General features: G+C 51.0%; 22 protein-coding genes. 11 read left to right on the forward strand and 11 right to left on the reverse strand.

The window, feature by feature from the left end; all coding sequences use genetic code 11:
- Positions 1-178: 178 nt before the first annotated feature.
- Entirely contained in the window at positions 179-805 is a 627-nt protein-coding gene (locus J7E85_RS14260) for a CGNR zinc finger domain-containing protein (RefSeq protein ID WP_215158775.1), read from the forward strand.
- 209 nt (positions 806-1014) lie between these two features.
- Positions 1015-1716 carry a MerR family transcriptional regulator gene (locus J7E85_RS14265; protein WP_215158777.1) on the forward strand — a complete coding sequence of 234 codons (702 nt, stop codon included), beginning with the start codon at positions 1015-1017 and terminating at the stop codon, positions 1714-1716.
- Between the two features lie 184 nt (positions 1717-1900).
- On the opposite strand, the gene J7E85_RS14270 is transcribed toward J7E85_RS14265, so the two are convergent.
- Both J7E85_RS14270 and J7E85_RS14275 read right to left on the reverse strand, forming a co-directional pair.
- Complete coding sequence (locus J7E85_RS14270; protein ID WP_251035712.1) at positions 1901-2794, reverse strand: DUF4097 family beta strand repeat-containing protein; 894 nt, start codon at positions 2792-2794, stop codon at positions 1901-1903.
- 144 nt (positions 2795-2938) lie between these two features.
- Positions 2939-3862, reverse strand: a complete 924-nt coding sequence (locus J7E85_RS14275) for an NADP-dependent oxidoreductase (protein WP_215158781.1) — start codon at positions 3860-3862, stop codon at positions 2939-2941.
- Between the two features lie 132 nt (positions 3863-3994).
- Between J7E85_RS14275 and J7E85_RS14280 the strand changes: the two genes are divergently transcribed.
- The gene (locus tag J7E85_RS14280; protein ID WP_215158782.1) at positions 3995-4870 is read left to right on the forward strand and encodes a LysR family transcriptional regulator; all 876 of its coding nucleotides are present in this window, start codon (positions 3995-3997) and stop codon (positions 4868-4870) included.
- 328 nt (positions 4871-5198) lie between these two features.
- Complete coding sequence (locus tag J7E85_RS14285) at positions 5199-5336, forward strand: hypothetical protein (protein WP_215158784.1); 138 nt, start codon at positions 5199-5201, stop codon at positions 5334-5336.
- Positions 5337-5568: 232 nt separating this feature from the next.
- Here the strand turns inward: J7E85_RS14285 and J7E85_RS14290 are convergent, their stop codons facing one another.
- The 6 genes from J7E85_RS14290 to J7E85_RS14315 form a co-directional block, all read right to left on the reverse strand.
- A complete protein-coding gene (locus tag J7E85_RS14290; RefSeq protein ID WP_215158881.1) occupies positions 5569-6720 on the reverse strand; it encodes a glycerate kinase in 1152 nt (383 codons plus the stop codon).
- Between the two features lie 60 nt (positions 6721-6780).
- The gene (locus tag J7E85_RS14295; protein ID WP_215158882.1) at positions 6781-8049 is read right to left on the reverse strand and encodes a GntP family permease; all 1269 of its coding nucleotides are present in this window, start codon (positions 8047-8049) and stop codon (positions 6781-6783) included.
- A gap of 131 nt (positions 8050-8180) precedes the next feature.
- The gene (locus tag J7E85_RS14300) at positions 8181-9365 is read right to left on the reverse strand and encodes a sugar diacid recognition domain-containing protein (protein WP_215158786.1); all 1185 of its coding nucleotides are present in this window, start codon (positions 9363-9365) and stop codon (positions 8181-8183) included.
- 454 nt (positions 9366-9819) lie between these two features.
- Complete coding sequence (locus J7E85_RS14305) at positions 9820-11181, reverse strand: ABC transporter substrate-binding protein (RefSeq protein ID WP_076324120.1); 1362 nt, start codon at positions 11179-11181, stop codon at positions 9820-9822.
- 71 nt (positions 11182-11252) lie between these two features.
- Complete coding sequence (locus J7E85_RS14310) at positions 11253-12077, reverse strand: carbohydrate ABC transporter permease (RefSeq protein WP_076324121.1); 825 nt, start codon at positions 12075-12077, stop codon at positions 11253-11255.
- Positions 12074-13006, reverse strand: coding sequence for a carbohydrate ABC transporter permease (locus J7E85_RS14315; RefSeq protein WP_215158788.1), 933 nt, complete (start codon positions 13004-13006; stop codon positions 12074-12076). Before J7E85_RS14315 ends, J7E85_RS14310 begins: the two co-directional genes overlap by 4 nt.
- 317 nt (positions 13007-13323) lie before the next feature.
- Between J7E85_RS14315 and J7E85_RS14320 the strand changes: the two genes are divergently transcribed.
- The 6 genes from J7E85_RS14320 (at position 13324) to J7E85_RS14345 (ending at position 23181) form a co-directional block, all read left to right on the forward strand.
- The gene (locus J7E85_RS14320; protein WP_215158790.1) at positions 13324-13926 is read left to right on the forward strand and encodes a TetR/AcrR family transcriptional regulator; all 603 of its coding nucleotides are present in this window, start codon (positions 13324-13326) and stop codon (positions 13924-13926) included.
- Between the two features lie 158 nt (positions 13927-14084).
- Positions 14085-14639, forward strand: coding sequence for an HXXEE domain-containing protein (locus J7E85_RS14325; RefSeq protein ID WP_215158792.1), 555 nt, complete (start codon positions 14085-14087; stop codon positions 14637-14639).
- Positions 14640-14780: 141 nt separating this feature from the next.
- Entirely contained in the window at positions 14781-15974 is a 1194-nt protein-coding gene (locus J7E85_RS14330; RefSeq protein WP_215158794.1) for an oxalate decarboxylase family bicupin, read from the forward strand.
- Between the two features lie 191 nt (positions 15975-16165).
- Positions 16166-16618: a MarR family winged helix-turn-helix transcriptional regulator gene (locus tag J7E85_RS14335; RefSeq protein ID WP_215158796.1), complete on the forward strand. Its 453-nt coding sequence runs from the start codon at positions 16166-16168 to the stop codon at positions 16616-16618.
- Entirely contained in the window at positions 16615-19785 is a 3171-nt protein-coding gene (locus tag J7E85_RS14340; protein ID WP_215158804.1) for an MMPL family transporter, read from the forward strand. Before J7E85_RS14335 ends, J7E85_RS14340 begins: the two co-directional genes overlap by 4 nt.
- 330 nt (positions 19786-20115) lie before the next feature.
- Positions 20116-23181, forward strand: a complete 3066-nt coding sequence (locus J7E85_RS14345; RefSeq protein ID WP_215158805.1) for a hybrid sensor histidine kinase/response regulator — start codon at positions 20116-20118, stop codon at positions 23179-23181.
- Between the two features lie 174 nt (positions 23182-23355).
- On the opposite strand, the gene J7E85_RS14350 is transcribed toward J7E85_RS14345, so the two are convergent.
- A complete protein-coding gene (locus tag J7E85_RS14350; RefSeq protein ID WP_215158808.1) occupies positions 23356-24036 on the reverse strand; it encodes an O-methyltransferase in 681 nt (226 codons plus the stop codon).
- A gap of 130 nt (positions 24037-24166) precedes the next feature.
- On the opposite strand from J7E85_RS14350, the gene J7E85_RS14355 reads away from it, so the two are divergent.
- Entirely contained in the window at positions 24167-25054 is an 888-nt protein-coding gene (locus tag J7E85_RS14355; protein ID WP_215158810.1) for a LysR family transcriptional regulator, read from the forward strand.
- Here the strand turns inward: J7E85_RS14355 and J7E85_RS14360 are convergent.
- Both J7E85_RS14360 and J7E85_RS34040 read right to left on the reverse strand, forming a co-directional pair.
- Positions 25045-25704, reverse strand: a complete 660-nt coding sequence (locus J7E85_RS14360; RefSeq protein WP_483311320.1) for a right-handed parallel beta-helix repeat-containing protein — start codon at positions 25702-25704, stop codon at positions 25045-25047. The genes J7E85_RS14355 and J7E85_RS14360 overlap by 10 nt on opposite strands.
- The gene (locus J7E85_RS34040) at positions 25686-26090 is read right to left on the reverse strand and encodes a hypothetical protein (protein ID WP_251035714.1); all 405 of its coding nucleotides are present in this window, start codon (positions 26088-26090) and stop codon (positions 25686-25688) included. Before J7E85_RS34040 ends, J7E85_RS14360 begins: the two co-directional genes overlap by 19 nt.
- Position 26091 lies beyond the last annotated feature (1 nt).

Consider the following 26091-nt stretch of genomic DNA (forward strand, 5'->3'; position numbering starts at 1 on the left):
TACAAAATTCCAAACGGAAAAAGGTTGATCTATCGCCGTTTTCGAAATCAAAAGCCGTCACGGAGCTTGAAGGTTTATGTATAATGTTTGATGCCGTTTCATTTGTGTAAACACAGCATTGACTATATAATGGGCTACAAATAAGTACTTATCGTATGTTCTGAGGAGAGCAGTACCTATGCCAAAAAAAATCGCACCCGAATTTTATTTTATTGGCAACTATCCTATACTGGATTTCGTCAATACCAAGATCGCTGTCAACGGTCAGCCGCTGGATTTGCTGCATGACTTCGAGGCTTTACTGGATTGGCAGGTCAAGGCTAACCTGCTGACCGAGGTAGAGCAAAACTTGCGCAAGGCGGTATGGACTGGCTCCGAGGAGGAAACCGGAATCGTGGAGGCCGCCAGATTGCTCCGTGACCACCTCTTTAATCTGATTCAGCCGGGCAGTGTGAACGAAACCTCAACGGAGGCAAGTCTACAGTTTGTCAATGGGCTGCTGCAGGAGCAAATCATTCGCACAACGCTTGTGGCAGAAGGCAGCGCGTACAGCCGCAAAAGCCGGATGCTGTTTCGCAAGCCGCTGGATCTGTTGACCCCGATCGCCGCCTCTGCCGTTGACTTTTTAACTACCTATGACCTGAAACTGGTGAAAAAATGCGAAAATCCGGCGTGCGTGCTTCGCTTTTACGACAATAGCAAAAATGGCACAAGGCGCTGGTGCAGCCCCAAAACATGCGGAAACCGCATGAAGGTCGCTGCCTATCTGGAGCGTCAGAAACAGCAGCAAACGAAGGAATCTTAGATAAACCATCTAAGACTCCTTTTTTAATACCCAAAATAATACTTTACAGGTTAAAAACATTTTGTAACGGCAATCATCTTGATATGGTGACATAGATCAAGACGATGATACCGCTATTTTCCCAGCAGGCTTTTCATTGACCGTTCTTCATGATACAATCCCCCAGGAAAAGGATGCAGGCAGATCCGCATGAGGTAAGGGGGAACGTCGTGGGTATCAGACCAATTGATATCGCCAAGAAATTGGGGATTACCACAAGTGCGCTCAAGCACTATGAGCAGTGGGGGATTGTTCCTCCCGCGAAGCGTGCTCCGAACGGATACCGGATATATACCGAGGAGCATGCCGCTTACTTTGAGTGCATCCGAGCCATGTTTCCCGGTTTCGGCGTAGACGTTACGAAGCAAGTGATGGTCAAGCTGCAGGAGAAGGAGCTGGATGAAGCGCTCTGGATCGTAAATGAGGTCCAAGCCAATCTCCAGCAGGATAAAATCCTCGCGGAGCGGACCATCCGCATTCTGGAAACCGAGCAGCTTGACGTTGTCGATACCCGTGGCCGAAAAAGAGAGCTGACCATCGGGGAGGTTGCGGCCGAGACCGGCGTTCCCACCTCGGCCATCCGCCACTGGGAGAGGGAAGGCGTACTTCATCTGCCTCGGGATCGGGAAAACGGCTATCGGAAGTTCGATGGCGCCCAGATCCGGCAGATCATGATCATTCGGATTCTCCGCTCAGCGAATTACCCGCTGGAGGTCATCAAGGATGTACTGCATGAACTCGAGCATCATCAAGTCGATAACGCGAGACGAGTGCTCAAGGACACGCTGGTATACCTTAACTACCGCAACCATAACCAAATACGCGGCGTGCACTATCTATATCAGCTGTGCCAAGTGCTGAAATTAATGTAAGGCCCATTGCCCATCCACACTGTGGTTTAACATACAAAAAAACAATCGCGGATGATCTACATCCGTGATTGTTTTTTTGATCCTAAATCACCATATATTAGGGAGACTCAAAGAGTTTCACCGATTATCCAAGAGGTGATCTCGTTATGGAATTTGGCATGTGCTCTTAGCTATCATGTGCCGCTTATGGATTAACTTTGATGGAACCAAGAGCGGTCGTCAGGGATATTTTCGCTCCGCCGCCGTTTATGTCACTCTGACCCCGGCTTGCTCCAGTAATCTGTCCAAGCTCGGTTTCGGTATCCAGCGTGTATTTCATGGACGGCGCAAACATGGCCGTGATACTTCCTGCCGATGTGTTGGCCGTCAGCGTGCTGTCCTTATCGATCTGCTCAAGGTCCAGCTTCACGCTGCCCGCTTCGGATACGATCTTGGAATTGCCCGTGATTTCCGTTTTGGCGAGCTGAATTTCCCCGGCTCCCAACTGAAGTTCAAAATCCCCCTTCAATTCGTTCACCAGAATCTTCCCAACATCATTCTTGATGCGAATATGCTGCAGGTCTTCCGGTACTTCGATCACATAATCTATCATGAATCCGGAGTCGCCGAATTGCTTCTGCGACCAATCCCATAAACTCTTGCTGGAGTCCTCCATAGGGTGCGTTCTTAATTCCAGGATGTCGTCCTTGAGCGTAAAGGAAGTAGCGGCCTGCTCCGTAACCTGGGTACGAATGTTGTCATTCTTGAAGAAGCCTTCGTTAAACCACACGGTCGTTTTCACTTTGATCTCATCACCGGGTACAGCGATGAGCTCAACATTGCCTACAGCATGGTCGATGGCCAGTCCCTCGGCTGTGCCGACTTCCTGAGCCGTCGTCAACTCGAACTCTTTCCCTTCCCGCTTTACTTGATCACTGATAGCTAGCGCTGAATCGCCGGCCATATTCCCGACTTGTGCCAATTGATCAAGCTCCCGCTTTACTGCTTCCTCCGCATTATTAGCGGCATCGCATCCCACCAGGACAGCAAATATCAACAGCGATGAGATTTTTACTGCCATCATACCCTGTTTTCTCATAAAATCCTCCACGTCCATTCCTCTTTATGTATATGTCCATTATATCGTGAAGGAAAAAGTTAACACGCTGCCACGGACCAGTTTCTTCCTGGACCTTAGTCTGGGACGCCCCCTCCGTCTTTTGTATGACGCTACGCGTACGAATCATTCCTCCATCGCTATCCGCAGCACGACCTTCCCCCGAACATGGCCGGACTCCACGGTGCGATGCGCTTCTGCCGCCTCGGTCAGCGAAAACGTCCGGGACACATGGATCTTCAGTCTCCCTTGTTCATATAATTGAACCAGTTCGGCCAATCGATCCTTGGATCGCTGACTGCGGATCGCGCGAACGCCCAGTTCTTCTACCCGATCAAAAGCTACAATCGTGCCAATGCGGCTCCGATCGCCGACAAGCTCCAATGAGGCCAGCAGCGCTTCTTCGCCAGCGGCATCCAGCGCGGCACTCACCTCCTCAGGGGTGGCGGACTTGACCCGGTCTACAAGACCTGGGCCATAAACAACAGGAACTGCACCCAGTGAACGAAGATAATCATGATTTCGCTCGCTTGCCGTTCCGATGACCCGTGCTCCCCAGGCACGAGCGATTTGGACGGCGAAAGAACCGACGCCACCTGCTGCCGCATGTATCAGAACGGTATCGCCTTCACCTATTCCTAACGCCTGAAGGGCCGTATGGGCAGTTTGCCCAGATGCAGTCAGCACGCCCGCTTCTTCCCACGGCATGGAATCCGGCTTGCGCACAACTTGATCTGTGCTGACCACCACATACTCCGCGTAGCAGGCGAGTAAAGACCAGCCAATGACGTCCTCACCAACCTCAAAGCCGGTGACCCCCTCACCTACCTGATCTATCGTTCCGGCGAACTCATTGCCAAGAATTTGCGGCATCCGCAATGTCACATTAGGCGGTGCCCAGCCGCTCCCCCTTATCCCGCAGTCAACTGGCTGTACGCCAGCTGCCTTGACTTTAACTCTTATCTGACCGTTACCAGCCTGAGGATCTTTAAATTCCAAGACACGCAGGACATCCGGCGGTCCAATCGCACTAAATGCTACGGCTTTCATATCGATCATCCTTTCATAAATCCCTTGATCTTGTTTCTGAGATCATTCTATAATCATCGATAGATAATAAAAAATACAAAATTGTCTATGTATATATATACTGGAGTATATAAGCAAGGGGGGAGAACCGTTATGGAAATGTTACAGCTGAAGTATTTTGTAGCCGTAGCAAGACTTGAACATATGACCAAAGCCGCAGAGGAGCTCCATATTGCTCAGCCGGCGCTCAGCAAGACCATTTCCAGACTCGAGGAGGATCTCGGCGCTCCGTTATTTGAACGCCAAGGCCGGCAGATCCGCCTCAATCCGTATGGCAAAGCATTTTTGGCAAAAGCCAAAGCAGCTCTGCAACTGCTGGAGGAGGGACGGCGGCAAGTCGAGGATCTGGCGGGACTGGAGCATGGGCGCATTCATCTGGCCTTATCCAACATGGAGCAGCTCCGCGAGCCTTTAAGATTGTTTCTAAGCCAACATCCGAAAGTTAACTTTCATATCATTCAGTCTTCGATGGAGGATATGGTTCAGACCATTGAACATAACGAAGTTGATTTCTTTCTCACTTCTATGCCTATCCGGCACCCGGATATTCGCAGCTTGCCTTTGCTCGTCGAAGAAGTGTTCTTGGCCGTTCCCCCCACCCATAGCTTAGCCGAAAAAAATCAAATTCACTTAAGCGAGGCTGCAGGAGAATCGTTTGTCGGTTATAAAGAAGGTCATCCGTATCAGAAGATGAATAATGAATTTTGCAAACAAGCTGGTTTTCACCCAAAGGTCGTCTGCGAGGTGGAGGACCCCGGAACCATAGCCGATCTGGTCCGTTCCGGGTTTGGCGTAGCTTTAATCGGTGAATGCAGAAGCAGCGAGGAATTAAAGCTGACGAAGCTAAGCATACAAGAACCACTGGCCCGCCGCATATTCCAAATGGCATGGCTGGAATCCAGGTACTTGTCCAAGGCCGCGATTGCCTTCCGTGATTTCCTCGTGGAATATTACACGGAGTCACGGTAAGACGACCACAAGGGGCTGTCCCAAAAGATCTTAGATCTTGCAGGAGGCCCCCTTCTTGCTGTTAGAAGACGCTCCATGTACGAATCGTTCCTACCATCGCTGTTGCCCCCACATTTCTTGGAATGGTTCTGGGTAAAGACGAAATGTGGGGGCAAAGGCGAGCGCTGACGCTTGTCCGGAATCGTTTCGTCCTCTCCGCTACGCCGTGCAGATTTCTTGCTTTTTTAGACGCAAAGAAACCGTTTTTCGGTAAAATGGAGGTGCTATCCAAACCATTAATGGATTTGGAGGAAGATATCCCTTAGGCACCATCTGGTTTGCATCGTCAATGAAGCCATCAACCCGTTTGGACGACCGAATCTTTGCGAGTGCCTATCCCGGCGGCGGTCAATTGATGAAAAAACAGCAAAATAAAGGAATGGCGGTTCCAGGGAGATCAGCCCTGTACCGCCATTTCTCTCTTTGACGTAATTCTAGATCCGTTGTGTGTAAGCGTAGACGATGACTTTGGTGAGCATCTTGGGATGGTAGCTGTCTCGACGCCGTCTCATCGAGTAAGCAGACTTACTTATGGGACGCCCCCTTAAGTACCGGAAACTACGTAAATTCTTAGATGTTTACGTTATACCCTAGTGCCAAAGCAACAGGATTTCCAATCAAATCCTATACTCGAATTCCATCATGCCCGCCTCTAATCGTCATCTTATACAAGCCAACTTGCTACCGCATTTTAACGTCATCGCCATATTGCGAGCTGTACGCTCCATATTGGCGGCGGCTTGTCTTATAGCATCGTCCAGGCTGCATACGCCGGGCACAATCGTGAACACCATATCGATGCCATGCTCAAGCACCGCTTCATGCCCGTCCGCAAGCGAGCCCGCGATGCCGATGACCGGCACTCCGTACCGCTTAGCCGTCTTGGCCACGCCCATCGGCGTTTTGCCGTAAATCGTCTGGCCGTCGATGCGGCCTTCTCCCGTAATGACGAGATCCGCATCCTTCACTTGCGAAGCCAGCCCCGTCGCTTCGATAACGATATCCACGCCCCGCTTCAACTCAGCGGCCAAAAAAGCGAGCATACCGGCGCCAAGCCCTCCGGCTGCGCCAGCGCCGGGAATCTGGGCCACGTCGCGGCCCAAGCATGCCTTAATCATCACCGCATAATGGGCGAGATTGCCGTCAAGCTGCTGTACCATGGCCGGATCGGCGCCTTTTTGGGGGCCAAATACGGCCGAGGCGCCACGCTCGCCGGTCAGCGGGTTGTCCACATCGCACGCGGCCACGAAGGCAACCTGCTTCAGCCGCGGATCGGCTCCGCCCGTATCGATGCGTGCAATGCGATGCAACTCTCCGCCGCCATGGCCAATTTCCGAGCCATCGACGTCAAGCAGCCGCACCCCGATCGCCTGCGCCATGCCGGCGCCGCCGTCGTTCGTGGCGCTGCCGCCCAAGCCGAGAATAATCGTGCTGACGCCTTCGTTCAGCGCCGAGGTAATAAGCTCGCCGGTGCCGCGCGTCGTCGTCGTGAGCGGATTGCGCTGCTCCGGCGGCACAAGCGCTAGTCCCGAGGCAGCCGCCATTTCGATAATCGCGGTCTTCCCGTCACCAAGTATGCCGTAGAACGCGGTCACGGGGGTGCCAAGCGGTCCCGTCACTTCGCGGTGAACCAATCGTCCACCTGTCGCATCCACCAAAGACTGCACCGTGCCCTCCCCGCCGTCAGCCATCGGCACATTGACGATATCCGCTTCGGGATACACGGCGCGCATTCCCTTCTCTATGGCATGACATGCCTCTAATGCGGATAAACTCTCTTTAAATGAGTCTGGGGCAATTACAACCTTCATTCTCTCCACTCCCTCTCCATCAGTCTTAACCAACTGCCTGAACAATCATTTTGCCGCAGATTACAAGAACCAGCCGAACACGCCGAACACCAATGTCGATACGACGGCCAGGACGAGACCGATTGCGGTCTCATACGGAATAAGACGCAGCCGCTCTTTCATCGCCATATTGACGCTTCCGCCCGTTGCGTGGAAGAAGCTGCCGTGCGGCATATGGTCGAAGACGGTCGCCCCGGCGTGAATCATCGCCGCAGCGCCCAGGGAAGCAACGCCAAGCCCCATAATCGTCGAGCCGAACACCGAGCTGGCGACCGCGGTACCTGCTGTTGTCGAAGCGGTGGCCAAGGACATGAACGCGCCGCTTATCGGCGCAAGCAAGTAAGCCGGCAAACCGGAGGAGGCCAGACTGTCGATGACGACATCCTTCAATTGCGAATTCGATATAATGCCTGCCAACGTCCCCGTGCCGAGCAGCATGACAGCCACGCCCGACATCTTGCCCAAGCCCGATACCGCAAATTGATTGATCTGTTTGATGCGCCCCATGCACAAGGCGCCAACGAGGCCGCCGACCGGCAGCGCGATAACCGGATCGATGACGATGCCGGCCAGCGGGCGCAGCGCCAACAGCACAATCGCCGTGATCGGAGCCATCATCGCCGCCAGGAAGCTCGGAAGCTGCTGAGCGCCGTCGTCTACGCTTTCCTGACCCGTGATCTTCGTTCCCTTTTTGGACAGGCGCTTCGCGATCAGATAAGTGGCAAAAAGCCCAAGGACAGCCGGTATGATTCCTGCCATCATCATCGATGTCAGTGGAATATTGAATGCCTCTGCCGCCGAGATGGCGTTCGGATTCGGCGACATAATGTTGCCGGCCTTCCCACCGCCGATCATGGCAAGCAATATCGCCATGCGGGACAAGTCGGCGCGCTGCGCAATCGCGATCGCAATCGGCGCCACCGTAATGACCGCGACGTCGATAAATACGCCGACCGCCGTCAGTACCATCGTCGCGAACGCCAGCGCAAACAGCGCACGCGTCTCGCCGACCTTGCGGATCAACGTTTCGGCAATCGTCTTCGCGCCGCCCGATTCAATCAGGACGCCGGCAAGCACGCCGGCTGCCAGGATGCGCAGCACGGCCGGAATCATGCCCTTCGCGCCATCCATCATCAAATTCACCGAATCAACCAGCCCGATTCCGCCGACGATCCCCCCGGCAAGTGCCCCAATCATCATGCCATAGGCCGGAGGGACTTTACGCAATATAAGCACAATCGCCACAACCAATGCCGTCAAAGCACCAAGTACAGTTACAGATACGTCCATAGTCAAGACCCCCTAATGTGTTGTCTCAATTCGTTATACTATTACTGTACCTGTAATTTGAAAGCGCTTCATCATGCATAAAAATGAAATAAAGCGCTTTATAGAGCATGTTTTTTGTTCAAATGCACAAATCATGCATGTTCCTTCCAGACGCCGCCACTCTCCGGCTTCCTCTCTTCCAGCGCGCTTAGCCAGCGGGCCGTCATCAGCGTATATAAATCGCGAAAATGCTTCGGGTCTTTGCCGGTCGCCTCATGAATGCGCTGCAGCCTGTAGCGAAGCGTATTCCGGTGAATCGACAACCGCTCGGCAATGCGCTGCTGCTCACCGTTCTCATCATAATAGGCCTCCAGCGTCTGCTGCAGTTCCCCGCTCTTATCCTCCTGCACGAACCGCCACCATAGCCGCTGCAGCTCTTCCGCCACCCACGAGGGCGTAACGTTCGCTGCCACGGTCTCATTCGGCATATCTTCGCCGTAGTATACCGTCTGCTCCGGGAATATCGCCTGGCCCGCCCGCATCGTATCTTGAGCGGAACGGTAAGACGCGATTAAGCCGTCGATGCCGGAATACGCCTTGCCAACCGCAATGCGGAGCGGCGCAATCCGCTTCTCCTCCAGCAGCCTGCGAATATGGCGGATGCCTTCGCATATATCGGCGTTCGGCTCCCGCGGATGGAGATGGGGCTTATACAACACGATTTGGCGCGTATTATGAATGGCGATCAGGTCGATGGCGGGCCGACCCTCCAATATTTCAACCACCTGCTTGAGCGTAGACAATGAATTCGCGTCCTGCGCACCGGTCAGCTCCATAATGCATGCAACCCGTGCCTTATCCGGATGGAAGCCAATCCGTTCCGCCTGGAGGCGCAGCATGGCGTTATCCTTGCCGTCCGCATGAATGACGGACTGAAGGAAATCCTCCTTCATCCGCTTATCCCATTGGGCTTTTTCCAGCAGATCTGCTTGCTCCAAGTACATTTCCGCCGTCATTTTCACCAGCTCGCCGTACTTGGTCACCTCGTTCGGATCGCCGGTAATGCCGATGACCCCAACAACTTCGCCCTGGAAGTGAATGGCCAGATTCGTTCCGGGCAGCACCCCTTGCAGCTTGCGCGCGCTTTCCTCGTCAATCTCGAAGCGACCCTTCCTCTCAATCGCAATGAGCGCCCCTTCATGCTTCTGATATAAGCGCGAACGGTCGCCAGAACCGATAATCCGCCCCCGTTCATCCATGACGTTCACATTATAATGAATCACTCGCATCGTCCGTGTTACAATTTCTTGCGCCAATTCCTTCGTCAATCTGCTCATCTTGTCTATCTCCTGTCTATGTCCTCCAAGATATGAAAAAATGCCCTCCATCCGATAAGTGCGATTAATCGCACTCTTGCCGGGATAGGGGCATTCAGCTTCGAATAACGTTATATACGCCCTAAATGTGAATGTTAACACGAGGAAGGGAATTTCCTCACGAAGTGGCTGTTATTCGGTGAGGTACTATAATTAACGGTTATTTTGTCTGAGTATACGCTTTCGCATTTCTTTTGTAAACTCATACACCACCAGTATAGCCTCAAGAGAACGCAGGTACTCATGATTTTCGCTTGTGGTTGAGGTGGATTTCTTTCTAAGAATGTATCGCTTAAGCGAAACTGCCGGTGAATCGTTTGTTGGCTGAGCATTCATGCCACGAACCAACAAGCCGATCCTGATGGATCGGCTTGTTACTCCCTGTCTCTCCTGAGTTTGAGGCTCCCCATCTGTACTACTTCACGGTACGGTTATAATCCTGAATTTTGGTCGTAATTTCTTTCGCTGCGTCGTCCAGTGCCTGCTGCGGTGACTTTTTATTGTTCAGCACCTCTTCAATCGCCCCTTCCACAATCTGTCTTGCCTCGGGGAATACGCCCATCACGGCACCCTGGGTCGCTTTAACCAGCTTCGTCTGGTGCAGCTGATCAATGGCCGTCTGGAATTGCGGGAATTTCTTCAGATTCTCCTTCACGCTTTCTTCCTCATACGCCTTCGTCGTAATCGGGAAGTACCCGGTATTGATATGCCAGTATGCCTGCTCCGAAGGAGAGGTCAGGAATTTAATGAACTCCCATGCGGCTTTTTGCTCTGCTTCAGGACGACTGTTCATCATCCACAGGCTTGCTCCGCCCACGATAACACCGCCTTCTTCCGCTCCTTCCGGCTTCGGAAGGAAGCCTGTGCCTACTTCAAACTTGCCTTCCGAGCTATCCACAAGTCCCTTCAAAGCTGCGGTTGAGTCCAGAATCATGGCGACCTGACCGGCCGAGAATGCCTTCTTGGAATCATCGGTTTTACGTCCCAGGTTATTGGCTGCCTTGGAATCGATCAGATCCTTCCACCAAGTCAGCACCTTTACGCCAGGCTCGGTATTGACCAGTGACTCGGTCGCCAGATCGTCTCGGCCATTGCCGTTGTTCACATACTCCGCACCCTGATTAGCAAACAACTGCTCCATAAACCAGCCGTATATAGCAAAATTCGCTCCAACCGCCTTCCCTTTTTTCGATATCGTGTCTGCCGCGATTTTCAGTTCTTCAAACGTCTTGGGCGGACTTTCCGGATCGAGCCCTGCATCCTTGAACAGGTCTTTATTGTAATACAGTATCGGATTAGAGGAGTTGAAAGGCATGGAATACAGCTTATCCTCAAATGTATAATACCCGCTGATGTTAGGCTCTAGCTGCGACACATCCCACTGATCCGCATCAATGAACTCCTGCATGGGTGTAATTAGTTTGGAATCGATCATAAACCGGCTGCCGATCTCGTACATCTGGACCACGGAGGGTCCCTCGTTTGTGCCCATCGACGCCTTCAGTTTACTTAACAGGTCATCATAGGTTCCCTGATACACCGCTTCTACCTGCACCTTGTCCTGTGAAGCGTTAAAGTTGGCGACTAATTGATCAACCACCTTGGTATTAGCTCCTCCCATCGCATGCCAGAACACCACTTTTTGAACACCAACATCGGTCTTTGGTACGGAATCCGTCCCCTTATCAGGCTCCTCACCCATGTTAATGTTACACGCGCTAAGCAGCAGCATGATCGCAGCTAACACGATACTTACCAACCTCGTTCTTTTTTTCATCCGCGATTCTCCCCCTTCGTTCGTAAAATGCTTCCTATGATAAACCTGCATATGACAGGCCAACCACCGCACTAACCTTTCAACGCACCAGCGGTAATTCCGCGCACCAATTGTTTGACGCCAAAAGCCAGCAGCACAAAGGAAGGGATCAGCACGATGGTCACGCCGGCCAGAATCAGGTTCCATGACATCACCTCAGCATGCTGCAGCATTGCCACCCCGATCTGTACAGTTCGCATCGAGGCCTGGTTTGTGATCAATAGCGGCCACAAGAAGTGATTCCAGTGCGTGAGGAAGGTATACACCGCCAAGGTAGCAATGGAAGACCGGGACAACGGCAGCACCATGGACAGAAAACTGCGGATATGACCGCACCCGTCGATTTTGGCTGCATCAAACAGCTCACGCGGAAGCTGCAGAAAGAACTGGCGCAGCAGAAACACGCCAAAGGCCCCTGCCATAAACGGCACGATCAATCCCTGGTAACTGTCCATCCAGCCCCAATCCTTAATGGTCAGATAATTCGGAATAATCGTGACTTCCCAAGGAATCATCATCGTTGACAAGAAGAGCCCGAACAGCAGTGCCTTGCCCTTAAAATTCAGAAATGCAAACGCGTATGCGGCGAGACTTGATGTAATGACTTGACTGATCATGATGGCCGACGAGACAATGAAGCTGTTCAGAATAAAGCGAATAATCGGGAAGCCGGAGATGGCCTCCGTAAAATTGCCCAGATAGAAGCTCGACGGGAACAGCGGTGGTGGGAAATTAGCTACCTCCTTCTCGGTCATAAAGGCTGAGAACACCGTAAAGATGAGCGGATATAACACAATCAAAGACAGGAGGATGAGCAGCAGATAGGTAAACAGGGACGTAATTCCGCGCAGGGTCATTGGTAATGCACCTTCTTTTCCAGAACTTTAAACTGCAGCAGCGTAAGGAGCAGAATAATCGCAAACAGGATCAGAGCCTGTGCGCTGCCGATGCCAAACCGGAAATTGACGAAGGCATCCTGATAAATGGAGTAAACCATGACATTGGTGGAGTTGATCGGACCTCCCTTGGTCAGAATGTGAATTTGCCCGAATGCTTGAAATGCACCGATAACCGATACAATCAAAGCAAAGAAAATCATAGGTGACAGCAGTGGTAGTACGATTTGGATAAAGGTCCGGATCGGCCCGGAGCCGTCCATTTTGGCGCTCTCGTATATCTCCTCCGGAACTCCCTGTAAACCGCTGGACAGCACAATAAACAGAAACCCCATGTTCATCCAGATTGTCATGATCGAGATCGAGATCAGAGCCCAGGAAGGATCGGTTAACCAAGGGATCGGCCCGAGATGAACGAAGCTGAGAAAATAGTTCAGCATGCCCGCCGTAGGATGAAACAACAAAAACCATATAATCGAGCCGGTCCCGACGGAAATGACAATCGGCAATGAGAAAAGAAACTGAAACACCTTCATCCCTCGCAGCTTGTTGTGGGTAATGGCGGCAAGAAACAGCGACCATATCAAGGAGGTGGGCACGGTAAACAAAATAAACATCAGCGTTACGCCAAGATTCTTATAGAATGATCCTGATGATAAAAGCCGGATAAAATTCTCCAACCATACAAATTCAACAACCTGACCCCGCGGATCCGTTATCGTCATGCTGAGGTAAACCGATTTCAGCATCGGGTAGAACAAGAACATCATAAACAAAATGATGGAGGGTGCCAGAAATCCATAGGCTAAAGCATGCTCACCCCAGAGCCTTTTTCTTATCGCTGCACTTTTATGTTTCTCGCCATGTAAAACGCTTTCATTACTAGACAACCGACATTCCCCTTTCTTCGAAAATTTCTCTCTGCCATTCGAAAAGACGCAAGGATTCGCAAAAAAGAGAACAAAAAAACACATAAACTGCATGCCAAAAAACAGACAAGCAATTTATGTGATTCTCCTCTTCTCCATCACATATGCAGCATGCTCTAAACAATCCTCCCTTCATTATTATCAATAACATTGAAAATTTAGAAAATTCCATGCCTTGTTATTTCGAAGTTTGACAATACCTGGAAATGACTATATTCTTGAGTAAACACTCAGTATATTGGATTCGTCAATTAATCAAAAAAGGAAGCCATCTGCCTATGCCTACAACAAGCAATCGAAATGCCAAAAAGGAACGGATATTGAACGCCGCTCTGAAGCTGTTCTCGCAGCAGGGATTTCATGCGACGACAACCAAAGAGATTGCCGCCGAAAGCGGCGTTGCCGAAGGGCTGATCTTCTACCACTTCGGAGATAAGCGGAAGCTGCTGCTCTACCTTGTGAACAATTTTTCCTTTGTTACGCAGCTTCAAAAGGATGCGGGTGAACTATCGAAGCTGCCTGCGGAGGAGGCCCTGTTTCAATACGGCTTGGCGTACCTTGGGTTCCTCAGGACGAACATGGATTATCTAATGCTCATTTGGTCACCAGAACTCATAAGGGATGCCGAGGTATCGAATGAGGTGTCACGGCTGATCGGAGGTTTTGGGACAGCAGGCAGCAGCATACTCAAACAGGCAGCGGGACCGAAGCATCCATCAGAACATACGGTTCAGGTTGCGATGATGATGATGACCTCCTCCATTCTGGTCTATTGCATGCTCTATTCACGCTTCGAACAGGAAGCCCTCCCGCTTGGAGACGAATCCTATATTCGCGAGCTCGTCCGGCTGCTGATGCGTGGTTTAAATGAAGAATCCTAAGTAGCGGATGTCCATCCCAGTAAGGATAGAATAGAAAAGCTGATAGCAGAACAGAAGCACCCTACACTGCATCAGCTTCTTTTATCCGCTAAATTTGAGTATCTACTCAGTTTTGAAGTGTCACTAAATATATCATATTGAAGGGAGAAATGAGGATCATGCTGTCATTCATGCCAGATTGGAGTTTCGCCATGATGTTGTGGCTGCAGCCGGTTGTATTTTTCATTCACGATGGAGAAGAGATTGCCACGATGGAATGGTGGCTCAGGAAGAACAAGAATAACCCTGTGCTATCCAAAATCTCGCCTGTCTCCACTCCGTGGGATAAAAATATCACCCTGCAATTTACATTTGCCGTCCTGCTGATCGGCTTCATTCTCACCAGCGTAACGGCCCTTACGGCTCTTAACTTCGAGATCGGCAGCCCATTCAACGCGCTGTTCGCGGGCTTTGTCACGGTGTTCCTGCTGGATGGCGTGAAGCATGTGGGAGCATCGATCGCCCTGCGGGCATACACCCCGGGTGTCATTACAGCCGCCATCTTTGAAATTCCTTACGGGATTTATGCGCTCTATCGCCTCTTTCATGCAGACATCATCGATATGGCTTCACTTGCCCTCGGAACCATCATTGCCCTGCCGATCACCCTGCTGCTGGTATGGGCAGGTCTAACGCTTGGAAAACGGATTGCCCCCTTCCGCCACGACATATAGGGCATTCCTATCATTGCGAAAACATCTTTGACTGGCCTTGCATTCCCTTACATATTAGCCAAGCGATGGCTCATAACCATTATGGATAGCCGTTTAACAGGATATTTTACGGAAAAAGCCTAGAGAGGGAGATACAGATTAATGGAGGATCAGAACCGGAACAGAGGAAATCATGACCGTGTCCCACAGCCGATACGCAGCGACGGAGCAGGCGGGCCAGACTATGGTCCGCGGGATGTGATGAGGGATATCGAGAATCCCGACATGCTAGTGCCTCCGATTACGGATGCGGGCTTGATGCCCAATCTGAAAGTGTCGTTCTCCGACACGCATATGCAGCTGAATCATGGCGGCTGGTCGCGGGAAATTACGGTACGGGACCTGCCGATTGCGACCACGCTGGCCGGCGTCAATATGAGCCTCACGCCCGGCGGCGTTCGGGAGCTGCATTGGCATCAGCAGGCGGAGTGGGCCTATATGATCTGGGGCAGCGCAAGAATTACGGCAATGGATGCAAGCGGTAGAAATTTCATCGCGGATGTGGGGCCCGGCGATCTGTGGTATTTTCCTGCCGGTCTCCCCCACTCGATCCAGGGACTCGAGGAAGGCTGTGAATTCCTGCTGGTTTTTGACGACGGCCACTTCTCGGACCTGAACACCTTATCGATCTCCGACTGGTTTGCCCATACGCCAAAGGATGTGCTGTCCGCCAACTTCGGCGTTCCGGAGAACGCTTTTAACCATATCCCGAAGGAACAGGTTTATATTTTTCAGGATCAGGTGCCAGGTTCGCTCGAAAGCCAGGAGATCCAATCCCCTTACGGAACAGTGCCGCTGAGTTTCAAGCACCGGCTGCTGGCGCAAGAACCGATCATAACCCCCGGCGGAAGCGTAAGAATCGTGGATTCCAGCAATTTTCCGATCTCCAAAACCGTTGCAGCCGCGCTCGTTGAGATCAAACCGGGCGCCATGAGGGAGCTTCATTGGCATCCGAATCAGGATGAATGGCAGTATTACCTGGCCGGACAAGGACGAATGACCGTGTTTGCCGGCAATGGAGCGGCGCGGAGCTTTGATTACAGAGCCGGTGATGTGGGATATGTCCCCTTTGCCTTCGGCCACTACATACAGAACACGGGCACGGAATCCTTATGGTTTCTCGAAATGTTCAGAAGCGACCGGTTCGAGGATGTTTCCTTGAATCAATGGATGGCCTTGACCCCTCGGGACCTGGTCCAGGATAACCTGAGAGTCGGAACCGAAGTCACCGATGCTTTGCGCAAGGAAAAGTGGCCTGTCGTGAAATATCCGGGATATTCGTATTACCCGAGGTAAGTTCTAGCCTCCCCCTTTGATTGAGGACATTACCTGTTCGATTAAAAATTCGTGCAGACCGGCCAAGAGGATTTTATTCCAAGGCCGTCTGCCTTTGCCGTCATGCGGACATTTGACTTTTCTTTCCTCCTGCCATATAGTTCATTAATGAAACTATTTCATACATGAACTATTCGAAAGGAGAACTATTGTTGAACGACAAGGCAAAGCAATGGATCGACCGATATGTGGATGTCTACCTGCTGGTCACCCGGCGGATTAACGCCCAGATTCGGGAACATCTCGGTGAAGATCTGACCAATGACCAGTTTCAGGTTGTGCGCATCATCAACAGCATGGATCACTGTACTTCATCCCATCTGGCGGAAACGCTTGCCGTTGGCAAGAGCTCGATTACGGCTATCGTCAATCGTCTCGTGGATGCCGGCATTATCGACAGAACCCGGGACAAAGCAGATCGCAGACTAGTTTATCTGACTTTAACGGAATACGGACATACGATTTTTGAATCTGCCCAGGAACAGATGAGGGAGATCATTTCCCCTTACCTGGAGCATTTTGAAGAAAAAGATATCGAAATGTTTATCTCGATGTTCGAGAAGCTGGGGCAATTGATGCTTGAATCAGGGGGGAGAAAGAATTGAAAGCCATACTGAAAGCAAGATGGGCCATTATCGTGCTGTGGCTGGCTGCCGCAGTTGTGCTGTTTTTGTTCGCGCCATCCATGTCGAACCTGGTGCGGGAGAAAGGGCAATTATCCGTACCGGACGGTTATACCTCTTCGCGCGCGGCGGAAATTCTCAAGGAAGCCTCCGGCGGCGAGGGCGGGGAAACCCTTCACCAGGTTGCGCTCGTCTTTAATAAACCCGATGGTTTAAGCGAATCGGATAAGGAGAGTATCCGGGAGGGCGTCCATGCTTTAAACAACAATAAAGAAAGCCTCCATATCGATTCCATCAATGAACCGTTCACGCAAACGGAGCTGGAAGACACGCTGATTGCCAAAGACGGCAAGACCATCATGGTCGCGCTTCAGGTCAGCGGTGGCCAGGAAGCCGTGAAAGAGCTGCCCCAGAAGGTTGACCAGGTGCTGGAAGGCATTCAAGCCGATCATTATCTGACAAGCGAAGGCCTCATCAATGAAGACACCATCGTCAGCTCGGAGGAAGGCCTGAAGAAAACGGAATATATTACGGTTGTCTTTATTCTCCTCATACTATTCGTTGTATTCCGTTCCTTCGTCGCACCATTCGTACCGCTGTTGACCGTAGGGCTCAGTTATATCGTGTCACAGTCGGTTGTCTCTTTTCTCGTGGACCAGTTCAACTTCCCGATATCGACCTTCACCCAGATCTTTATGGTGGCCGTCATGTTCGGGATCGGAACCGACTACTGCATCCTGCTGATCAGCCGGTTTAAGGAAGAACTCACCACGTCCGAGGATACCAAATCGGCTATCATCGAAACTTACCGAAAAGCCGGCGGCACCGTGCTTTATTCCGGGCTTGCCGTATTTGTCGGCTTTGCAGCCATCGGGTTATCCAAATTCATTCTGTACAAATCCGCAGTTGCGGTTGCAATTGGCATCGCCGTTATGCTTCTAGCATTGGTTACCGTCGTTCCATTCTTCATGGCGGTGCTGGGCAAGAAGCTCTTCTGGCCGTCACGCGGCAAGCTGGAGCATAGCGAAAATAAGCTTTGGGGAGCGGCAGGTTCCTTCTCTCTTAAGCGCCCTTGGGCGGCATTGCTTGTCGTAGCTGTGATCGTGGCCCCTTTCCTGGCTACATACAGCGGCAAGCTGTCGTTTAACAGCCTGGAGGAAATCGGGCCAAGTTACGCTTCAGTCAAGGGCTTTAACATTATCTCGGACAGCTTCGGTCCTGGACAATCGCTGCCTTCCACCATCGTGATCAAGAACGATGACCGGATGGATACGGCGGAATACATGGGACTGGCGGAAAAAATCAGCCGGGAAGTGGAAAAGGTTGATGGCGTATCCAGCGTACGCGGCCTCTCCCGCCCAACCGGTGAGCAGATCAACGATTTCCTCATTCCAACTCAAGTAAAAACGTTAAATGAAGGATTGGAAGAGTCCAAAGACGGACTGACCCAGATCCAGAATGGACTATCCGAAGCAGGCAAGCAGCTCAGCGAGAATACACCGAAGCTGAATGAAGCCGCAGCGGGAGCCAAAGAGCTGTCCAAGGGAACCGCCGACCTCAAGGACGGCATTACGGAGCTTGGCCAAGGCCTCAGCGCCATTCAAAAAGGAATCCAGAGCGGAAGCGCAGGCGCAGGCAAACTCAAAACCGGACTTGCGCAAGCTGCGAAAAGCGCGAAAGAGTTAGCTGCAGCCCATGCCCAGCTTCTTCAAGGTTATAAACAGCTTGATACCGGATTAGCAGCTCTTGACGGCGGCGTTGCCGAACTTAAAGAGCAGCTGGGCGGCGTGGCGGCCGCACTGAGTGGACTTGAAGGCTCCTTCACGGGATTGGAGAGCAATCACCCGGAACTCATTCAAGATACCGACTATCAAACCATTAAGGGTACCGTTACGCAAACAGCTGCAGGCACAGCCGAGCTGGCAGCAGGGTTAGGACAGATCTCCGAGCAGCTTAAAGGTGCGTCTGCCGGCTTATCGGAAGCAAACGCCGGCTACGCTAAGGCAGCCGCCGGGCAAACGGCGCTTGCCGACGGTCTTCAGCAGCTCGTGACCGGTATCGCCGAGCTGCAATCCGGCCTTTCGCAGGCAGCTAACGGGCAAGGACAGATCGTGAACCAAATTCCTTCCATTACGGGCGGTCTGGACCAGCTGCAGGGCGGGCAGAAGCAGCTTGCCGACGGCTTTGGCGATCTAACCGGCCAGATCGGAGAGCTGACGGCAGGACTGAACTCCAGCGCGGACGGATTGAAGCAAATTTCGGACGGACTGCATTCCGCTCAAGATTATCTGCAGCAGATCCAGGACGTTCAGGATGAAGAGCTCAGTGGTTTCTTCATTCCACAGGAAGCCCTAGAGAATAAAGAGTTCCAGACGGTATTCGATACCTATCTCAGCAAGGACCGCAAAGTGATGACGCTGGATGTGGTTCTGGCAACCAATCCGTACAGCGAAGAAGCGCTGGGCAGCGTTGAACAAATTCAAGCTGCGGTAGACCGTGCAGTACAAGACACGAAATTGGAGAACGCCGAAGCTGCCATCAGCGGCATTACCAGCACAAATAACGATTTGCAGAACATATCCAACGAAGACTATTCGCGAACCGTCATTCTCATGCTGAGCGGAATCTTCATTATCCTGGTCGTCCTGCTGCGCTCCATCGTGATGCCGATCTATCTAATTGTCTCTCTGGTCATCACATACTTTACGGCTGTCAGCGTTACGGAGATGATCTTCGTTCACGGCTTCGGGTATTCCGGCATCACCTGGGCCACGCCGTTCTTCAGCTTTGTCATGCTGATCGCGCTTGGGGTGGATTACAGCATCTTTCTAATGGCGCGCTTCAACGAGAACAAGTCCTGGAATGTTCAGGATGCCATTCTGCATGCCATGCGCAACATGGGAACCGTGATCTTGTCCGCGGTGGTCATTCTTGGCGGTACCTTTGCGGCGATGTATCCATCCGGCGTACTGTCCATGATGCAGATCGCAACGGTTGTCCTGGTTGGACTTGTGCTCTATGCACTCCTGTTCCTGCCATTCTTCGTACCGGTGATGGTCCGTCTCTTTGGCCGGGCTAACTGGTGGCCGTTCACCCCCAAGGAGCAGGACACAAAGAGCAGCCCATCCGGACATGACGTAGGAATGTAGCCATTATAAAGAATGACCCAAACCTAATAATGATCACAATAACCGCCTTTTTCCTGATTGATGACAGGTAAAAGGCGGTTTTTTATACGCCATTTCATTAAGGTAAACGGAACGCTTGTCCGTCAGTACTTGGGACTACTACCAAAGAACCGAACGAATGCTTTTTGTAGGATAATGCTATACGACCGTCACATTTTCTCGTATATTAAGAAGAAGAATTCTCAAATTTAAACATACAAAACCTAAAAGGAAACGTGAACCGTGCCGACACGATCTGCAAACCATACCTTTCGCTTTCAAAATAAAAAGATTCTTCAGTATATACTGGCAATGACTGTTTTTCTGTCCGTGCTCCTCAGCATTCGCTGGTATTGGATCGAGGCCTTCGTTCCTCCCCACCACCCGAAAGCCTCCCAAGGGGTGCTCGACTTGCGCAGTTGGGACCTCATTCATTCCAAGTCCATAACATTGGACGGGGAATGGAAGTTCTATCCTGACAAACTCGCCACAAAACTGGAGCTGGAGCAAACCTATCCGCAGCATCGCTATGTGCAGGTTCCGGGAGATTGGCGGGGGAGTCAAACGAAGGCATCCGGATCCGCCTATGGTACCGGCACCTATCGACTCCGTATTCTGGTCGATCAACCCTTAACCGCTCCCCTATCGTTCTGGATCCAGCAGATTCAGGCTTCGGCCAGCGTGGAGATAAACGGCATTAAAGTAGGGGAGATGGGCAAGACCGGAGAAGAAGGCAATAACACTTATTCACCGGCTCGAAGTCCCTTCGTAGTCAACTACACTCCCGCTGAACATACGCAAGAAATCGATTTGATTGTACGCGTGGCCAACTTTGAGCATCCGCTCAAAGGCGGAATTGTAAATTCCATCAAGCTGGGATCCAGCGAGGCCATCCACGATGAACGCGGACTTTCCATCGATCTTCAGCTCATTACATTCGTCGTGCTCATCCTTCACGGTCTGTATTCCTGCATCCTGTTCTTATTCAATCCGAAGGAATGGACGCTGCTTGATTTTTTCCTGCTGCTTCTCACCGCATCCTTGACGATTGTAGTGTCAGATGATGATTTGCTGCTGAAATGGCTGCCCATCAATTACACTTGGGATCTTAAAATCTCCATTTTGTCTTATTCTTGGCTATCTTTTTTCATATTGAAAATGACCAGGAGTTTCACCTTAAAGACCCGTAATCGGTGGTTTACCGGTTATGGCATTTCCCTGCTTCTCTATTCCGGGTTTATTGCAATCGCACCTGCTTCCCTTGTTTTCTGGACGGTGGAATATAAAGTTTTTAGCATTTATTATATATTGCCGGTTGTCATCTCGATCTATATGTTCGGGAGAATGGTGGCTGCAAGCCGGGATGACGCGATCTTTCTGCTCCTGGCAGCCAGCGGCATTTTCTCCAGCGTGATCTGGGGAGCGCTCAACAAATATCAGGAGCTTCCAACCGTATACTACCCCGTTGACGTCATCGCGGCCATCATCGGTTTCTCGGCCTATTGGTTTAAGCGTTATTTCCGCAATGCCGATAAAATCAGCAAGCTCAACCGCCAATTGCAGAAAGCGGACAAAATGAAAGACCGGTTTCTGGCCCAGACGTCACATGAGCTGCGAACGCCGCTGCACGGGATCATGAATATCGCCCAGAGTGTGACGAACAGGGAGCAGCATAAAATGGACAGTCGAAGTGCAGAGGATATGAATCTCCTTATTAAGGTTGGACGTCAGATGTCGCATTTGCTGAATGATCTCCTGGACGCAGTAAGGCTGAGGGAAAAGCGAATCGTACTGCATGCCCAGCCGCTGTCCCTTCCCTCTGTCGTAAATGGCGTTATCGATATCTTGAAGTATTTGGTCGAAGGAAAAGCCGTAGAGTTGAAAATGAATATAGACATATCCGAAGCCCTCCCTCTCGTTATGGCCGATGAAAAGAGGCTTGTGCAAATCCTCTTGAATGTACTGCATAATGCCATCAAACATACCGAGGAAGGAATCATTTCCGTAACGGCCAATGCCAGGAACGGGCAAATGATCATCGAGGTAACGGATACGGGAACAGGAATGGATCAGGAAACACAGCAGCGTGTATTTCTACCATACGAACAAGGCGATCCCGGATACGGCGACACCAACGGCATCGGTTTGGGCCTTAGCATCAGCAGAGAGCTGGTAGAGCTTCATGGCGGCAGCATGACGGTTCACTCCGAAGTCGGAAAGGGTTCAACGTTTACCTTCACGCTTCCTTTGGCTGATTCGACGGATGTAGAGATTTCCCCGAGCATATTGGCCGAGCGGCTCGGAGCCTATGAAGAAATGGCAGCAAGCCGGAACGACCTCAACGACCAGCCGCTTCTAACCGTAGAAGCGCCGTCCATGGAAGAGCAGATGAATATCCTGGCGGTTGACGACAACCTTGTAAATTTAAGAGTGCTTGCCAGCATACTGATGACTGAACCTTACCACCTGCAATTAGCAACTTCGGCCGGAGAAGCGCTGGAATTGCTCGGAACGAAACCATGGGATTTGGTAATCGCAGACGTGATGATGCCGCAGATTTCAGGCTACGAGCTGACACGAATGATAAGAGAGCGTTATTCCCCTTCCGAACTCCCTGTGCTTCTGCTGACGGCGCGCAGCGAGCCCTCCGACATGTATGCGGGATTTCGGGCAGGTGCCAACGATTATGTCACGAAACCGGTGGACCCCATGGAGCTTAAATACCGTATCCAGTCATTAATTACCTTAAAGCAGTCCGTAAACGAGCGTCTTCGTATGGAGGCCGCTTATCTGCAAGCGCAAATCCATCCGCATTTTTTGTTTAACACCTTGAATTCCATCCACGCTTTGAGTGAAATTGATGTGGAAAGAATGCGAAAACTTAATGAGGCTTTTAGTTCATACCTGCAAATCAGTTTTCAATATCAAAACTCCGGCAAATTTGTCTCACTATCGGAAGAACTCGAACTCGTACGAGCTTACTTGTATGTTGAGAAGGAGCGACATGGCAACCGGCTCCATGTCATATGGAACATGGATCAGGACGCGAACCTCCTGCTTCCTCCCTTAACGATTCAGCCTCTGGTCGAGAATGCGGTACAGCACGGTATTATCCCAATAGCTAAAGGCGGCACCGTCGAAATCCATATAATCCGTCAGGAGCAGTCCACGCTAATTCAGGTCAAGGATAACGGCATGGGAATGAATAGAGAAAAAGTACAGGAGTTGCTGGATGCTCCGCGCAAGGACAAAAGAGGCATCGGCCTGTATAACACAAATCGCAGATTGATTCAGACGTATGGGAGCGGTCTTTCCATTCAAAGCGAGGTCCGTGAGGGGACAAGCGTATCTTTTGTCATCCCTGATCCAGAGGAATAGCATCTCTTAACAGAAAAAGGAGGGGATTCCGTCAGATCTAAGATCGATCTAAGATCTTTGGGACACCCTCCTTTTTTTCAATATAGACGGAACCGATTGCAACGTGTTCTTGTTCCTTCTACCATTAACTTGATCAGGATCGCCGCAATCGGAAAGATACTCCAGTCTAGCAGTTCACGATACAACTCCGATATAAAACCCGTCATACCCCTTACTTCCCACCGTTTGAATAGCTGTGCCGGAAATGGCGGAGTGGGCGGACAGCATATCCATGAATTTGCGGATACCTTGCACCCGAGGGTCTGTGCTGTGATGATCGATAACTTCTCCATCCCGGATCACATTATCGCTAATAATGACGGTGCCTGGCCGTGAGAACTGTAACGCCCACTTCAAATAATTCGGATTGTTGGGTTTATCGGCATCGATAAAGATCAGGTCAAACGGCTTTACCTTCTCCTTGGCCAGCTGCTCCAGCTGCAGTACAGCATCGCCTACCCGGATTTCCACTCTATCCTGCAGTCCGGCCAATGCCACGTTGGATTTGGCAACCTCGGCATGATGCGGATCGAGCTCCAGCGAAATTAGCTGCCCCTCAGCCCCAATCGCCCTAGACATCCAGATCGTACTGTAACCTCCCAGCGTGCCGATCTCCAAAATTCGTTTCGCACCCTTGATCTGAACGATGACGTTCAGCAGCTTACCTTGAGCCTTGGATACATCAATATCCGGCAATCCGGCCTCGCGATTTGCAGCTAACACCTTCTCCAGCACTTCATCATAAGGAATCAAATGTTCTGTGATGTAATCATCCACTTTTTCCCAAGTTCCAGCTATAGCATCCTTCTTTTTCATGTCCGTTTCCTCCCTTATTCTCCATCTGGATCTTACAAAATCATTGTATGTGATTTATTGTTATAGATATAATATATATTTAAAAGACTTATATAACTTAAACATATGAATGGATAGGAGTACGGCTCTCATGAATTTACACGCATTACGTCTCTTTCACGTCATCGCTACAACGGGCAGTGTTACCCGTGCTGCTGAATTGTTAAATATAAGCCAACCCGCCATAACAGCCCAGGTTAAAAAATTCGAGAAGGAGCTCTCCCTCACACTGTTCAAGCCACAAGGAAGGGGCATTGGATTGACGGAGGTCGGAGCCGAGCTCGTCCCGCTTGCCAAAAGACTCTTCTCTATCGAGCAGCAGATTGAACAATTCTGTCTGGATTACCGCAGCGGTTCGAGGGGACAGATCCGCATGGCGGCAACCTATCTACCTTCTCATTTTCTCCTGCCGGCCTGGCTTGCGAAATACAAGCAGCGGTACGAAGAAGTAGAAATGAGCATAACCACCACGAATTCAAGCGATGCGCTTAAGCAGCTGTTAAATATGGATGTCGACCTTGCGATATACGGCGGCCTGCCAGAGGAATCTCCGAATACGATACAGACCGAGGAGCTGTTCCGGGATGAGTTATGGTTTGTTGTATCCCCCGATCACCGTTATGCCAATCAGCGTATCTCTCTGGATGAGATGATGAGAGAGCCTTTTGTTATGCGGGAGGAAGGTAGTTCAACGCGGGAACGGTTATTTGCCTTATGTCGTACCCATAGTGCGCCCTCCCCCCGGATCACGCTGCAATTTAATGGTCTGCACGAAGCGATCACAGCCGTCATTGCCGGATACGGTGCAAACTTTGTGTCTTCACTCGTCGTGCGGGAGTATGTGGAACGCGGCGAGCTGAGCCGGGTCTATGTTGATGGAATCGAGCTGCAAAATATCGTAGCAGTCTGCACCCGCAAGCATGAACCGTTATCCGCTGCCGCCATGAACTTCGTGGATATGATCCGGAATCAGTCATAAGTTACCGTTACATTTCCTCTATACATATTGCCAGCCAGGCTTCTCGTATTCTGATGTGCCGTTGCCGATGTATTGTTATAAGCCCCGATCACATACACGGAAGGGTCTGTCAGGTAAAGCGTATTGTTGGAGAACTCGTTATCGATCCCCCACCCCGGCACGATCTCGTGGAGCTGAAACGCATCCACAATGAAGCTGTTCCCGTTCTGATAAGCCGTATTATTCCGTATGATAGCCCCATTGCCTTTTACATCGATAAAGCTGTCGGCATAATTCGCACCGCTGATTCCTTCGCCATAGAAGATGCAGTTCTCAACGAGCGTTCCCATCGACCGTTCCTTGATATCGATGTGCTCTGCCGTTATATTCGGACCAAAAATAACATTACGTATCGTATTGTAGTGGGTATTCTGGTTGTAGCTCGCTCCCTCTGAAGAACCTACGTAGACCCCTTCCCCAAAGCCCGCTCCCGTCTTGCCGGTATTATGAATACGGGAGTTCTCAATGGAGCTGTAGGAAGTGCCGTCCCGGAAATGCACGGCTTCGTAACCGATATGGTAAACCTCCACATCGGTGATGCGGGTAAAGTTGGAATTGTCCAGGATGATTCCCTTTTGCGCATTGGTAAACTTTAGATTGCTATGATCCAGTAGTCGCCCCGAACGCGTAAACTGTAACCAGAACCTGCGGAATACCCGGAAATAATGGCTGGTTCAGCTGGGTTCTGACTCTCGATGACGATAGGCTGCAGGGCAGTTCCCTCGACATCCGTGGAGAAACTTCCCGTGTATGTCCCGGGTGCCAGGACAATCCGCTTCCCGGGAACCACGTTCTTCAAAGCGCTCTGCAAGCATGATGTTGTGGAACAAGCAATAAGAGGATCCGACGGATTAGGGATCGGTTCGCCATCGGATATCACTGGCGACTCGGCATTAGCGTAGTCCGATCTAACCCATGTAGACATCAATAACAGTAGCGTCAAAATGACTAATATCGGTTTGATCAGGCCGCGGTTCATTCCCGTATTTCTCATCAAA

This window comes from Paenibacillus sp. ISL-20, assembly GCF_018613005.1.
Taxonomy (GTDB): Bacteria; Bacillota; Bacilli; order Paenibacillales; family Paenibacillaceae; genus Paenibacillus_AQ.

What these genes read in the sequence shown, in the direction of transcription:
- J7E85_RS14345 (WP_215158805.1), top strand. Translation starts at nt 20,116, where the DNA reads ATGACTGTTTTTCTGTCCGTGCTCCTCAGCATTCGCTGGTATTGGATC.
- J7E85_RS14310 (WP_076324121.1), bottom strand. Translation starts at nt 12,077, where the DNA reads ATGACCCTGCGCGGAATTACGTCCCTGTTTACCTATCTGCTGCTCATC.
- J7E85_RS14280 (WP_215158782.1), top strand. Translation starts at nt 3,995, where the DNA reads ATGGAAATGTTACAGCTGAAGTATTTTGTAGCCGTAGCAAGACTTGAA.
- J7E85_RS14275 (WP_215158781.1), bottom strand. Translation starts at nt 3,862, where the DNA reads ATGAAAGCCGTAGCATTTAGTGCGATTGGACCGCCGGATGTCCTGCGT.
- J7E85_RS14350 (WP_215158808.1), bottom strand. Translation starts at nt 24,036, where the DNA reads ATGAAAAAGAAGGATGCTATAGCTGGAACTTGGGAAAAAGTGGATGAT.
- J7E85_RS14305 (WP_076324120.1), bottom strand. Translation starts at nt 11,181, where the DNA reads ATGAAAAAAAGAACGAGGTTGGTAAGTATCGTGTTAGCTGCGATCATG.
- J7E85_RS14270 (WP_251035712.1), bottom strand. Translation starts at nt 2,794, where the DNA reads ATGAGAAAACAGGGTATGATGGCAGTAAAAATCTCATCGCTGTTGATA.
- J7E85_RS14295 (WP_215158882.1), bottom strand. Translation starts at nt 8,049, where the DNA reads ATGGACGTATCTGTAACTGTACTTGGTGCTTTGACGGCATTGGTTGTG.
- J7E85_RS14330 (WP_215158794.1), top strand. Translation starts at nt 14,781, where the DNA reads ATGGAGGATCAGAACCGGAACAGAGGAAATCATGACCGTGTCCCACAG.
- J7E85_RS14300 (WP_215158786.1), bottom strand. Translation starts at nt 9,365, where the DNA reads ATGAGCAGATTGACGAAGGAATTGGCGCAAGAAATTGTAACACGGACG.
- J7E85_RS14355 (WP_215158810.1), top strand. Translation starts at nt 24,167, where the DNA reads ATGAATTTACACGCATTACGTCTCTTTCACGTCATCGCTACAACGGGC.
- J7E85_RS14260 (WP_215158775.1), top strand. Translation starts at nt 179, where the DNA reads ATGCCAAAAAAAATCGCACCCGAATTTTATTTTATTGGCAACTATCCT.
- J7E85_RS14320 (WP_215158790.1), top strand. Translation starts at nt 13,324, where the DNA reads ATGCCTACAACAAGCAATCGAAATGCCAAAAAGGAACGGATATTGAAC.
- J7E85_RS14285 (WP_215158784.1), top strand. Translation starts at nt 5,199, where the DNA reads ATGAAGCCATCAACCCGTTTGGACGACCGAATCTTTGCGAGTGCCTAT.
- J7E85_RS14290 (WP_215158881.1), bottom strand. Translation starts at nt 6,720, where the DNA reads ATGAAGGTTGTAATTGCCCCAGACTCATTTAAAGAGAGTTTATCCGCA.
- J7E85_RS14325 (WP_215158792.1), top strand. Translation starts at nt 14,085, where the DNA reads ATGCTGTCATTCATGCCAGATTGGAGTTTCGCCATGATGTTGTGGCTG.